This window comes from Flavobacterium sp. RSSA_27 (genome assembly GCF_051547125.1).
Classification (GTDB): domain Bacteria; phylum Bacteroidota; class Bacteroidia; order Flavobacteriales; family Flavobacteriaceae; genus Flavobacterium.
Genome location: NZ_JBPTTN010000008.1, coordinates 12,008 through 25,003, shown reverse-complemented (window position 1 = coordinate 25,003; position 12,996 = coordinate 12,008). Strand labels below are relative to the sequence as shown.

The 12,996-nt window shown below is 28.8% G+C and carries 10 protein-coding genes; all 10 read right to left on the bottom strand.

The features are described 5' to 3' along the window. Position 1 precedes the first annotated feature (1 nt). Complete coding sequence (locus tag ACSVH5_RS11800; protein WP_438061624.1) at positions 2-643, bottom strand: hypothetical protein; 642 nt, start codon at positions 641-643, stop codon at positions 2-4. Then, positions 643-1,953, bottom strand: coding sequence for a hypothetical protein (locus ACSVH5_RS11795; RefSeq protein ID WP_438061623.1), 1,311 nt, complete (start codon positions 1,951-1,953; stop codon positions 643-645). Before ACSVH5_RS11795 ends, ACSVH5_RS11800 begins: the two co-directional genes overlap by 1 nt. 19 nt (positions 1,954-1,972) lie before the next feature. Beyond that, on the bottom strand, positions 1,973-2,611 hold the full coding sequence (locus ACSVH5_RS11790) for a BatD family protein (RefSeq protein ID WP_438061622.1): 639 nt from the start codon (positions 2,609-2,611) through the stop codon (positions 1,973-1,975). A 1-nt stretch (position 2,612) separates the two neighbouring features. Further along, positions 2,613-3,791: a hypothetical protein gene (locus ACSVH5_RS11785; RefSeq protein ID WP_438061621.1), complete on the bottom strand. Its 1,179-nt coding sequence runs from the start codon at positions 3,789-3,791 to the stop codon at positions 2,613-2,615. Between the two features lie 63 nt (positions 3,792-3,854). Further along, positions 3,855-7,223: a hypothetical protein gene (locus ACSVH5_RS11780; RefSeq protein WP_438061620.1), complete on the bottom strand. Its 3,369-nt coding sequence runs from the start codon at positions 7,221-7,223 to the stop codon at positions 3,855-3,857. Between the two features lies 1 nt (position 7,224). Further along, complete coding sequence (locus tag ACSVH5_RS11775) at positions 7,225-8,658, bottom strand: hypothetical protein (RefSeq protein WP_438061619.1); 1,434 nt, start codon at positions 8,656-8,658, stop codon at positions 7,225-7,227. A 4-nt stretch (positions 8,659-8,662) separates the two neighbouring features. After that, complete coding sequence (locus tag ACSVH5_RS11770; RefSeq protein WP_438061618.1) at positions 8,663-9,076, bottom strand: hypothetical protein; 414 nt, start codon at positions 9,074-9,076, stop codon at positions 8,663-8,665. Positions 9,077-9,078: 2 nt separating this feature from the next. Continuing rightward, complete coding sequence (locus ACSVH5_RS11765) at positions 9,079-10,386, bottom strand: hypothetical protein (RefSeq protein WP_438061617.1); 1,308 nt, start codon at positions 10,384-10,386, stop codon at positions 9,079-9,081. A 383-nt stretch (positions 10,387-10,769) separates the two neighbouring features. Beyond that, complete coding sequence (locus ACSVH5_RS11760) at positions 10,770-11,036, bottom strand: hypothetical protein (RefSeq protein WP_438061616.1); 267 nt, start codon at positions 11,034-11,036, stop codon at positions 10,770-10,772. A 150-nt stretch (positions 11,037-11,186) separates the two neighbouring features. After that, positions 11,187-11,747 (bottom strand): hypothetical protein, encoded by a 561-nt coding sequence (locus ACSVH5_RS11755; protein ID WP_438061615.1) that lies wholly within the window; start codon positions 11,745-11,747, stop codon positions 11,187-11,189. Between the last annotated feature and the right edge of the window lie 1,249 nt (positions 11,748-12,996).

The following is a 12,996-nucleotide window of genomic DNA, read 5'->3' as shown; positions in this document are numbered from 1 at the left end:
TCTAGTTCTTTTTAGTATTATTTAAATCTTCTAAACGTATTTTAGGAGTAATTTGAATAGTAAATTTTCTATTTTCAACTTCATTGGATTCTCTGTTTTTACCAAAATATCCACTTCCTACTATTAACATTTCACAGTTATCAAATTCAGAAAAATCAATACCGTTTTGTTTCCAAAAATTAACTAATGATAAAGAACGGTTATAACTCAAATTGTAACCTACATCCGGAGCTTTTATATAATTACTATTATATTTTTGAGCGTTACCTTCAATAATTAACAAAAAATCAACTTCTTTGACTTTTTCTAGCTCCATCATTTTTTCATACAATTTCTTTCCTGCATTGAGTAAATCGGCCCTTAAACTTACAGGAATATCTCTAATATTGGAACTATTGCTAGAAAAATTGACATCAATCATTAGTTTATATCTTTTGTATTCTTCTTCGTATTTAAAGTATTCTCTGTTTATGTTTTCAACAGTTTTTTCAATTTGCTTAATTTTATTTAACTGATCTTTTGTTGCTTTTTGTTCCTTTTTCATCCAAGAAATAGTAAGCACAAATAAAACCAACATAATAAAAAATAAGCTAGTCATTAAATCGGCATAACTCGTCCAGAAAATTTTAGCTCTTTTTGACATTATCGTATTAGTTTATAAAGTGTCCATAATACATAGCCAAGACCAATCGTAGTACCGGTACTTAAAAAAGCATAAGTAAAGTAGACTATTTTTTTTGGAATTTCGAATTCTAATTTAGGACTTGTATTTTCCTGTTGGTTTTTAAGAACTTGAGTTAATTCTGAGATACCATCTGTTAAAGCCACTAATTTTCTATTTTGTTCCGATGTGCCTTTTTCAATTTTAGACATTGTTTTGTCTAAATGAGCTAGTTTTTTTAATTCATTTAAATTTCCTCTATCTTCCCCTAATAAATTTTCTAAGAAACTTTCTTCCTTAATGGTAATATTTCGAATAGATTCTATTTGAGCACTGATATGTTTTTTTAATTCTTCTAGACTTTTCTTTATCGAATCATCTACATCGATAACTGCATCAGCAACAAATTGTTTTCTATTCGCTACTTCTCTCAATTCAGATTGTAAAACACCAATCAATTCTTTATTTACATCAATGTTTGTACCTATAGATTCGGCAACTGTTTGTATAGTTTGTGTTCGCTCTAATTGATTGCTTATTTGAAAATTTAATTTTTGTGCATTATCAACAAAAGAATTCACTTGGTTAAGATATGTGTTAAATTTTTCAAATTCTTTAGTACTGGTTCTCAATTCTTGTAAAACGTTTACATTTAATTTTGCTAATTGAGCAACATCAATTTCCTTTAATTCATTCATTAATCCTACTTGGCTGTCGAATGAATGCAATACTTTGGTTAATACGCCATTGAAATTTTGCACATTAATTGAAAAAGTATCGTTGAATTTTAATAAGTTAGACTGCAAAGCATAGATACTTGAGGTTGTATTGTTGGAAAGTACTGGAAGTAATCGGGTTTGAATCCAAGAATAAAAATCGTTTTTATGTTTTAACACAACTGATTTAGCACCTTTGTAGTACCATCCAGATAGATACACCGTCATGAAAAGGCCAATAAAACTGGCAATCATTCCAATTTTGACTCCACCAATAAGCATATCAATTGCCTTATCAAAATTATCATCCTTCATTTCAGGCATAAAAAAAAGACCAATTATGATTCCAGCCATTGTTCCCATTAATCCTAAATACAGAGGTATGGAAAGTAATGTATTAATTTCTTCATCAACGGCATCACAATTACGATCAACAATATCTTTTATTAGATTAAAATCGCTTACAGCTCCTTTGTTTCGAATTAAATAGGTATTGACTGATTCAATTATATTGCCTAGTTCTTCATTATGTTCATCAGATATGACCAAAGTCATTTCTATATTTTTTTCTTGCATATTATTTACAGTTTTAAAACTATGCTTCCTTAACTACAACATTAATTTCCTTTGATTCGATTATTACATCTTTGAAACGAAAAGAAACTTTTTCAATTTTTAAAATTCCAGTTTTAATTGGTTTGAGCATATATGTGAAACTTTTTACATTAACCACTTTTTCATCAATTAATAGATCATTATGTTCTAATTTTGGTTTATTTATCATTTCAAAACCTTCAAAAGGCTTAAATGCAACAATGCTGACCTCCTTGTTCATACTGTATTTGACCGTAATGGGTTGATTCAACACCACCTTTTTAGTGCTTACTTCAACTTTTATATTGTAAGGTAGGTTAATGTTTTCATCAGAACCCAATTCCTTTTCAATATCATTTATTCTTGGATTTATTGGTATTGCATCTTTATTTGTTTTATTTTCAAATAAAGTATTGTCTATATGCTTTTGATCTAAACTCATATAGATTTCTTTTAAATCAATAGTATCAATCTTGCTTTCTGGAATAAATACCTTTATAGTTTTGAAATTATTTTGACTTGGTATTATTGCTTTATATTGTACAATTTTTTTTAATGTAATTCTAAATACAATAATTTGTATGGTCACAATGACTAAAATTAATAGTCCAATTATGATATCATGTTCATGCTCCTTCATATTATTCGTATTTAATTTTTGCTTTTTGTGTAACTACCCAAAAATCGTTTCTTTTTTCTACTACTCCAGGGGTAACAATTAAATTTCGTGCGTTTTGATTTAAGGCATTAATTTCTTCAAAAACAGGTTTAATGTATTTATTTGGATAATTTAGAATCAATTGTTTTTGTTTTGGCTCATTAATCAATTCATAAGTTGCTTTGTTTGGATTATTTTTGTCAATAATAAACTTAAATACTGCATCATTTAATGGGACATCAAATTTTGTATCAAACCCATTTTGGTCAGGTGCATGCTTATAAAAGGAATTAAAGTAGGGATCAGAATTATCAATCTTTGGCTGAATAGTGGTTGACTCTTTAGATTCTTTAATTAAATTTTCTTTACTTTCAATATTTCTTTCAAATGCATTTATTTTTTTTAGTAATTCATTGTTAATATTATCAATTTTGTTATAAACATCTCTAAACTTCTCCTCAAAAAAACTTGATTGAAATGAATGACTTGGTTGTATATCCAAGGTGTTATTTTTTTTATCTTTTATTCCTTTCAACTCAATAATTTCACTATTAATTTTTTTAATTTTTTTATTGAAAAATAAAAATTGCACTAAAATCAACAATAACAAGATGGCTTGAGGAAAATAAATTAAAAAGGTGTCTAAATAGCTTGATTTTTTATTGCTTTCTGTAGGGGTAATATTAGCAGAATACTGATAATTTTTTGTAGTTTCAAATTCTTTAGTTGTATTTGAATGTGTGGATTGACTAACAATAGAATTATCTTGAAGTTCTTCAATTTTACTATTGATTTTACTTTTAATATCATCTATATTTTTGCCTTTTCTTTTTCCGGCAAAAGATTTAATTTTTTGATATTTAGTTGAATAAAATAGTTGATTATTTATAAATGAAATTGTTCGTTCGTTTTTGTCTCCACTTTTTTTAAGAGTCTGAAATTCATTAAATAATTCTATAGTTTTTACTTCTGATTTGTCAATTTCATCTAAAGTGATAATGTTTTCATTGCAATTTTTTTGGCCATTTCCTAATGCATCATTAATACAAATACATGTTATGTAATCTACAATTTTTTCAAACTTTACTTTGTCAAGCTTATCCTGTGCAATACTATATAAGGTCGAAAATAACAAACAAAATAAATAAATAGTTTTTTTCATAAATATTGTTTTTGGGTAATACTTTGACTGCTTTGTTAAGCAGTCAAAGTGTAAATTATTCTATTAACTAAGTTCTTGATGAATTTTATAGGCAAGGTTATTGAGGCCACCTATAATTGGATAGAAAAACAATGTTTCAGAAAGAATTTCATCTACATTTCCATTTAACTCCCTTTTTTTGACTTCTACCCCTTTTTTTAGATTGTCAATGGTATCTTCTACCAAATATTCTCTGTACTTTTCAAAATTGGTTGGATTAATTCCTAACTCGTCTTTGAAATTAAATTTGTCTTTTATTTGAAAAAAACAATCTATAAATTCAAAAAATTCTTGCTTAGAAGTATTGTAAATTGAATCGTTTAAATCAGAATATTTAAGTTTTTCAGTAGTTACAGTTGCATCATTAGATACATGTGTGTACTCTATCTCTTTCATATTAATTTGACGATCCTGTGGCGTTTGATACAATGCCCCTTTACAACTAATTTCTTTAGGATTGTTTACTGATTTAATATCTATTTTGGTATTGTCTTTATTTTCTAAGATTGTTTCTATAATAATTTGTGATAATTTTTGTAGGGTACTTTGATTACCAATTAAATTTACTATTTTAGATCCAGTCCCACTGAAAGTTATGTATCTTGGGAAAACAATATCTTTTTTCTTTAAAATTGTGGCGATATGATAGATAATCGCAGCATAAAATAAAGTTATTACTATTTTAAATTCACTGTTTTTATATAAATCATTCGTAAATGAAATATCAAGTGCTTTTGCATTAACTTCTTCATTATTTTCTAGAGAGAATAGAAATGAAATAATTTCCTCTGATTTTCTATTATATATTAATTGATCGAAAACTTCAGATAATTTAATCAAATGATTTTCACTTAATAAATTTTTATATTTAATAATAAAATGTTGAACAAATCCACTCATATTGGCATTTCTATCCCCAAAAGCATCTCCAAATAAAGCATTTCCGGCAAAGCGGAAAGAAGTAGCCAAACAAGGTTGGTTATCTTTATATATTACTACATCAGTTGTGCCACCTCCTATATCAATAGAAAGTACAGAGTTTTGACCAGCCATTACCCCTTTTTCATTTCTATAATAGTAAAAAGGTGTTAGTGATTCAGAAACCCTAATCGGTTCATTTTTATTAATATGCTTGTTAAACAGTTTAATCCAAATGTTTTGAAATTGATTTACTTTGTAGGTTGACATACTCGTAGGGTACATCCATATTAATTCCGTTTGATCAAGGTCACCTTTTTCTAAAATTACTTTGTTTCTGACTAGCAGTATAATTTTTTCAAGAAAAGATTCTACTCTTTTTTCGTTAAACTCGACTGTATCCCATTTTAGATTGGATGTAATTACAGTATTTTTTCTAGAGATCTTTTTTTGATAATAAAAAGGGATGTTTGTGTCAGCTAAAGTATGTACAGCTTGATTATAATTTAATTCTTCATTCGAACTCAAAACAGTTCTCGTTGGGAAAAAGTTAATTTTTTTTGGAATTTGTTCATCTTCTAAATTGTCATTAAATAGACCTAAAGTCGATTGATTGAATAAGCCTTGTGTATAATCATTCCATAAGAATAGGGGCTCAATTTGTGCATCGTTATCAGAAATTTCAAATGCAATTGGATGTCCACCATCTTTTTTGTATTCTATATGTGTGTTGGTTGTTCCAAAATCAACAGCAAATGTAAATTTACCAACCCCATATTGTTCCTTTAAAAGCGGTATCAAGATTCCATTGGCCCATTGGTGTTCAACTCTTATATAGTTAAAATTGTCTGCTAGAATAAAATAATCAGAAGTTAATTCGTCTCCTTTGGCTCTATTACTTCGTCTTGTTTTATGAATAGTAGAGTTTAATTTTCCTTTTTGGTTGTAAAAGGTGAAATTGTATTCACTATGCTGGTATTGTGGATGATTATCAACATTCATGATTCCTACGCGATAGGATGGATTTCCTTGGATAGATTTATGAAATGGATAAATTGTGATGTTAAACCTATTTTCAATAATTGCCCCTATATTACGCTCCTGATCTATTTCTGCCATTTGATGCTCTTCAATTGGGCGCTTATAAATTTTGGTATAGGTAATATATTTTTTGTCTTTGATTGGAATTCTCAAAATTGCCGTTATGCTATTTTGAATTCCTTCTTTAATTTCAAAGTTTTTCTTGCCATCATGCATATGTCCCATCAAAAAGGATGAATCGAAAAACTTAAAAAATAATTCTTTTATAGGAAGTAAATATCCTTTTTTAGAATCTCCATTTAAATTCGCTGTGAAATACTTCGTGTTGTCTATTGGGTAGGGTGTAGCGATGATGTAATCTTCTAAAAAATCACCAACGGTTAAGTATGGATATTTAGTTCCCTCAAAAGGTAATTTTCTGTTTTCAAGTGATTCATTATCAAAAAATGGTACTTTATTGTTGCAATCCCAGTTGGCTGATATGTATTTAATGGACTCAGTAAGGGTATCAATAGGTAAAACCAAAGGTTTTATGTCGTCATAAATAGAACTTTCAATTGTGAAACCACTTGCTTTTTCAATACTTTCTAAAGATTCTACTTTTTTTCGAAGTGGCATACCTAATATTTCCACCTGATTACCTTCATTTATTTGTTGAAGGCAGTATTGATTTTCAAATTCAGCTTCAGTTAAATTATTTATGATATTTTTTTCTTCTTGTGAAAGTTGCCTGTAGTTTAAATTTAGATAGTCGTTTACAGCTTTGAAATCTGAATTAAAATTAGGATTAGAAAGACGTAATCCGTAAATGTATTTTTGAAATTCAAAATTTCTTTTATACAGCGGTTGGAACTCGTTGTCAAATACTTTATCATTACCAAATTGAGCTTTTACATAACTCAAATCATTTGCAGAATTGAAAAATAAAGTTGCAGGTGATGTACCCCCAATAATATTCATCTGGTCAGGACCATTGGTGTAGTTCAATAAGTACAAACGTTTCATTTTGTCAAAATTATTGGCTTTAGCGTCTTGCTTAAGAAATAAGTCAAGAGTTTTACCTAACAATCGATGTTTTTCGTTTGTTGAATTCAATAAATTTGATAAATCGGTGTTTGGGTCCCAAACTATGATTTTTAGTTTATCCGAAAATTTATCTATATTGAAAAATAATTCGGCAACATCAAAACTGTCCGATACCATTTTGTGATAAATAGTTGTACCGTCCAAAGATTCAATATTTGTTACATATTCAAAGGCAGTTTTGACTATATCTATTCTGGCAAAAGGGGAGGGGATAGAAGTGATTTGTTTAGAAGCTTTACCTCCTTCAGGGTCTTGAATGCCATTTATTGCATTTGATCCGTAAGATTGAGAATTTTGCCAATCTTCAATTGTATTGTTGTCAGTATGAAATCTAAAAACTTTTGCCATCTTAAAAATTGTATTTTTCGTTAACTAATGTTTCCGTAGCTTTATAAAAAAGAGAGATAAAATATTGCTCCTGTGAATTGTAAGGTATTTGGGTGTGCTCTTTACTTATTATGTGATTGTATCGGCCATAATTGTCTCCACCTTGATCCAATAATCCCTTTTTGGGTTTTATTCCGTTAACCATTTGAAATAAATTTGAATCGTCGGCATTCAAATTAAAAGGTTTGAAACTTTTTCTGTTTTTTTCTAATTCCTGTAGCCATTCCACGAAAGATTTGTTGAATAACTTTAAATCATTATAAAAAGGTTTTCCAAAGAAGGTTTTCATATCCATCTTCTGTGCCCAGTTTCTATCTTCATTCTCTTTTAGTTTTTTAGAAAAATACAGTTGAAATAATTGATATTGTGTTAGATTTTTCTTGAGAATACTTTGTGAAAAATCGCCAAGATTTGAAAATTCTAGTTCATTAACATCAACTTTAACCCCAAATTCTTTATAAATTGGAGAATCAGCTATACCTTCTATATTGGTTAATTTATTAGAATCAATATTTGCAAAATCAATTACCGACAACGCGGCAACTAATTCTAAGAAGTGAGCGTCGTTTTTTTGAGTAAATGATCCTTCATTATTTTCATAATCCATGTTGGGTTCATCTCCAAGATAATATAAAGCATTAATTGAATTGGTTCCGCTTACATTTTTGTCATAATAGTTGAGTGCCGATTTTGTTTTAGAAATAAATGTGGCTTTGTCAATTTTGCTATTTTCATCTGGTTTTACTCCAAAATAAGGTAACATTGTAATGGCGCCAATTGGTGCATCTTTTAAGTATGCTTGATTTGGAATTCTATTACTTCCGTTGCGTAGGTTTTTTAATAATAACGGAAATCCAGCGGCTCCTGTCCCTCCAAAAATTGAACTTATTATAAAAATTCTATCACCTGATCCAAAAGAAGAAGCAAATTCTATAAAATCTTGAGATTGATCAAACTGATTTAAAACCACACTTCCAATATTGGGATTTCCTTTGAAACCCACTTCCATGTCTGAATTTAAATTATCCTCGGAAAATAATAGATTAGCTAGTGCTTTATTATTGGTGTCAAGTCCTGCATAACCTATATAATCTTTGAACTTATCGTTTCTAACATTACTTAGTTCAAGCTTAAAACCTTTAGTGGCATCAGTTATAGATGCTTGAAAAAACTTGTTTATGTTTGTATCTGAAAAACTTAATTCTCCTCTAATATTTTTGTAACTATTTAATATTCCGATAGTTCTAGTGACATCGCCATTTGCTTGGTCAGGATCTATAATAATAGGAACAATTTCATATCCATTACATTCTATTCCTGTTGCTAATAGCATGGTTAACGATTTGATTACTCTCGACCCTGTTCCTCCAATGCCGAATACATATAATTTTGCCATAATTTTAGAAAGGTGTTTTAGAAGCAGAAGTGCTTTTTAATTTGAGAAAAAGTGAAGCTACAAATGAAAAAAATATTGAATAAAGAGCTAAACTAAAAGCTAAAAAAACAAAGTCCATTACGTTGTAAGGATGTCCGTTTTCAGACTCTCTGTATATAAAATTTATTTCATCGGAAGCAAAATACCATGTAATTCCGAAGGTTAGGATGGCAACAATTAATAGAGAAGTAAGCCAACCAGTAATTTTATAGAAATCTTTGTAATTTGAAAGTAAAAAATAATAAAGTGTCATTATACCAACCGATACTAGTATGGTAATTGTGCCAATAAAACTAAAGAAGTCTTTATCATATAAATCACTAGAAAAGTCTTGGTTAGCAAATAAGTTGTCATAAAAAAGTACAAAAAAATCGTTCATATTTATTCTATTTTAATTTTAATGGTGAATATTGTTTTATTGGTCTTGCTAATTAATTCGTTGGCTTCATTAATGCCTTCAACTAGATAATTGAACCCGAAAGTTTTATCTTTGTTAATAGGTTTTCTAGTGTCATCTAAAATACTTGTATCGTAAACCCAATTTGGGATTTTATAGATTAAAGCACATTCTAAATCATTTTGACTATTGGAAGTACTAGTGAAAGTAATTATATGAGTAATTCTTTTATTGTTATTTTTTAACATTGCTATTGAGTTAGGTTTTAAACTATTTAAATCATTGTCATTTACCTCTATAACACTCGAAATATTAAAACTTCCCTGTCTTATTTTATAATTGTTTTTATCTAAAATATAACTAGATGGGATTGGTGTATCACTAAAATCTACTCCAATTGAAAATGAAAATTGGTTGTTGTTTTTTCTTATATTTTCTATTCCCCTTTTATGAGACCTACTTTGCGTTGTTCTATCATTACTAAAGCTATATACTCCTTTATCTGAATTTGTTTTAACAAGAGAATAATAATTATCAGAGAAGTTTTTAGTAGATAACATAAGCTTATCAATGTAACCTTCAAAACGGTCATTGTCAAAAGGGATTTTTGAGTTTAATTTTTTTATACAATTGATTTCTCCAATAGCAAGAATGTAAAACGGCCTATCTTGGTTGTTTAATTGATGTCTACCGTTGTTCTTATCATAATAAATGCCATTAAATCTTGAATTTAACTTCACAATTTCAGTAGAAAGATTTATTCCATTATTGGATTTATTCAAAAAAGCATTTTTAATACCGTTTTTTTGTACTGATAAAGGAGCAGCATTCCCACTAACAGAATAGATACAATCAGATATTAAAAATGAAATTTTATTTTCACTAGACCTATTTAAAACTTGTTTGAAAACGTTATTTAAATTGCTTTCGTTAGTTTTGCCTACATTGAAGTTAGATGGATTTAATTGTGTGACGAAATCGGTTTTATTTGTCACATTTATAGGATGTATAGCGGAATTAATTAAAAATAGATTCACTTTGTTTTTACCATAAAAATACTCAAGTTCAGTTATTAATTCTCTTATGTTATTTTTGAAACTCGTATTTCCATTGATATAACCTGACATACTCAATGAGTTTTCTATGTAAATGTCAATAGAAGTAACTACTGGAGTTTTGTTTGTTTTAGTATTTTCAATTTTACTATCACTATCATGACGTTTGCAATTAAAAAACAGCAAAACCAAAATTGATAATATTAACAATATTGTAACTGTACGGTTTTTATTCATTACTATAATTTTAAAATTCTCTTTTTATTTGATTTAGATACATTAATAATATTAACTATTTACTAGTTTATTAAATTTGTTTAATTGTATTAATAAATGTTTTTTTATTAGACTTAATAAAACAAACTCTTCGTTTTCCCTTCTCACCAATCCCTTCAATCCAATCCTTTTTTTCGTACTGCAATATTATTCATAATCAAGGTCTTAGGGGCTGATATATATCATGTTAGAGTGTTAAACTTTTGATAATTATTGGGTTAGGAAGTGGGGCTTCAAGTCATCTTTTTTTATAATTAAAGGGGTTTGGTAGTTGCTCTTTGCTAACCACCCATCTTTTCTTTCTATAATAACGTCCATACTGTTGCTTGCATTGGAAAAGGAATTTACTGGGAAGAAAAGGCGGCTTTTCCTTTTCTTTTTCGGGCATTACTTTTCTTTTTTGGGGAAACAAACTTTTGGTTGTGGAACTCTTGTACTACCAAGGGATGAGGGTTGAAAGAGGAATCGTAGGGCATTTTGTGTAAGGAGGTGATGCCATCCGTCTCAATTCCTGCGGAGCTGGATCGAACAATTTTTCCTTTAACACTACTAAACGAAAATGAAAATAACAAGCAGTAAAATGCAAATAGAGTAGGGAAGGAAGACGTCATAGAATTTGATTTTAACAGAACCAAATATAAATAGCTATAGAGGCATTTCCTTACGGGAAACCGTAAAATGTGTTTTTTTTAAAACCACTAACACCTCTAAAACCTTTCGTTATTTTGATAGTAATTCCTTCCATAATTGTGACTAAATAGTTAGTTATCTTTTTTGTTTTTCTCCTCTTTCCTTCTCAAAAATTCTGAAAAAACAAACACAGGATTATCTCCAGTTTCAATCATAGTTCTAAAGGACCAAAAACAATCTTTTGTTAAATAATAATGAGTGTAGGTATCATGTGCTATTTCTTCAGGAAATAAGGAATAAATTAATAAATCCCTAGAATAATAAAATTCAACATAGTTGTATTTCACATTTACCTTAACGACACCAAATCTTAAAATTCCATTAAAATGGGAAGCTAAAACTAATATATCATTGGTAAATTCTTCATCAAAACTTTGAAGGATTGTTGCACTAAATATCAATTCACTTGAGCAAATGGAGTGTGTAAAATTAATACCGTTTGTATCATCAACTTTATAACCACCTTCGATATATTTTTCTTTGTCAAATTGTCCAAAAGTATGTCCAGAGTTTTTATGATATTTAATTAATTCCATCCAAACATAATGTGAATCTTTTTTCACGTTGAACAATCTATATATTCGTTGAAAGGTGAATTTAATTCCCCTGAAAAGGGATTGTATTTTTTCCATAACACTATTTTTAATGCTACTATAATACTTTGTGAAAAAGGTCCAAAAAAGGAGAAACACTATTAATTTAAGTATAACCATTTTTGTTTTAAAAAATCTTCAGAAGGATCTACTACTATAAATTTATTGTTGGGTTTTCTTTTTTTTACATTTATAACTGAACTATACTGCTTCTAACAAAAAAAAACTATTAAAACTTCTAAATCTACATAAAGATAGTAAGTATTGGATGTCGCATTTTTTTTACAGATACAAATTTATTGTAAGACGTAGTTTTAGGAGCTGATTTATGTCATGATGCAGTGTTAAACTTTTGATAATTATTGGGTTAGGAAGTGGTGCTTCAAGTCACCTTTATTTTTGTAATTGAAGTTGTTTGCAATTTGTTCTTTACTTAGCAACCATCTTTTCTTTCTATAAAAAAGGCCTTACAGTTGCTGATACTGGCAAAAGGAAATTACTGGGAAGGAAAGGCGGTTTTTCCTTTTCTTTTTCGGGCAATACTTTTCTTTTTTGGGGAAACGTGTTGTTGGGTTGGGAACTCTTTTACAACCAACGAATCGGTATAGAAGGGTATAAAATAAGGTTTTTTCGGGAAAGGAGATAAACTATCTACAACTATTGGAGTTGCTTGGGGTGGTGTTATTTTTTCATGGCACCCCAAAAGGGTCAATGGATATAAAAATAACAAACAACATGCTAAAATTATAGTACGGTAGCAAGGCAACATAAGCATTGTTTTTGAAAAAAGTCAAAAATAGGGTGCTATAGAATAACTTCCTTACGGGAAACCGCAAAGAGGCTTTTTTATAGTGCTACCCCTTCAGAAACAACTCATAAATGTAGCTAGCTCATACTTTTAATGCATCAAATTTCCCCGGCATTTAATACCAAGGCATCCTGATAAGATATTGGAATTTGGATTTTGTAATTTGTAATTTGTAATTTGGATTTTGTAATTTGGATTTTGGAATTTCTATACCTCTATTGCATCAAACCACCGATTGAAAACTTTGCGAACCTTGCGATTTTTTCTTTGCGGATCTTGCGGTTAAAATTACAGTTTCCTAAAAGTGCTTTTTACTAAATGAATTGCAGCAAGTTTTCAGAAATCTTTACAAAATTTTCACTTTATACAGCGTTTTTCATTATTAAAAAGTAGCAAAGCTTCTCTATTTTTTATCCCTATTCTCTAGAATTGTAATTTGGATTTTGGATTTTGGAATTTTTGATTTGGAATTTGAATTTT

Bases quoted from the DNA above. Each gene is read 5' to 3' on its own strand.
- ACSVH5_RS11800 (WP_438061624.1), bottom strand. From the start codon at position 643: ATGTCAAAAAGAGCTAAAATTTTCTGGACGAGTTATGCCGATTTAATG.
- ACSVH5_RS11795 (WP_438061623.1), bottom strand. From the start codon at position 1,953: ATGCAAGAAAAAAATATAGAAATGACTTTGGTCATATCTGATGAACAT.
- ACSVH5_RS11790 (WP_438061622.1), bottom strand. From the start codon at position 2,611: ATGAAGGAGCATGAACATGATATCATAATTGGACTATTAATTTTAGTC.
- ACSVH5_RS11785 (WP_438061621.1), bottom strand. From the start codon at position 3,791: ATGAAAAAAACTATTTATTTATTTTGTTTGTTATTTTCGACCTTATAT.
- ACSVH5_RS11780 (WP_438061620.1), bottom strand. From the start codon at position 7,223: ATGGCAAAAGTTTTTAGATTTCATACTGACAACAATACAATTGAAGAT.
- ACSVH5_RS11775 (WP_438061619.1), bottom strand. From the start codon at position 8,658: ATGGCAAAATTATATGTATTCGGCATTGGAGGAACAGGGTCGAGAGTA.
- ACSVH5_RS11770 (WP_438061618.1), bottom strand. From the start codon at position 9,076: ATGAACGATTTTTTTGTACTTTTTTATGACAACTTATTTGCTAACCAA.
- ACSVH5_RS11765 (WP_438061617.1), bottom strand. From the start codon at position 10,386: ATGAATAAAAACCGTACAGTTACAATATTGTTAATATTATCAATTTTG.
- ACSVH5_RS11760 (WP_438061616.1), bottom strand. From the start codon at position 11,036: ATGACGTCTTCCTTCCCTACTCTATTTGCATTTTACTGCTTGTTATTT.
- ACSVH5_RS11755 (WP_438061615.1), bottom strand. From the start codon at position 11,747: ATGGAAAAAATACAATCCCTTTTCAGGGGAATTAAATTCACCTTTCAA.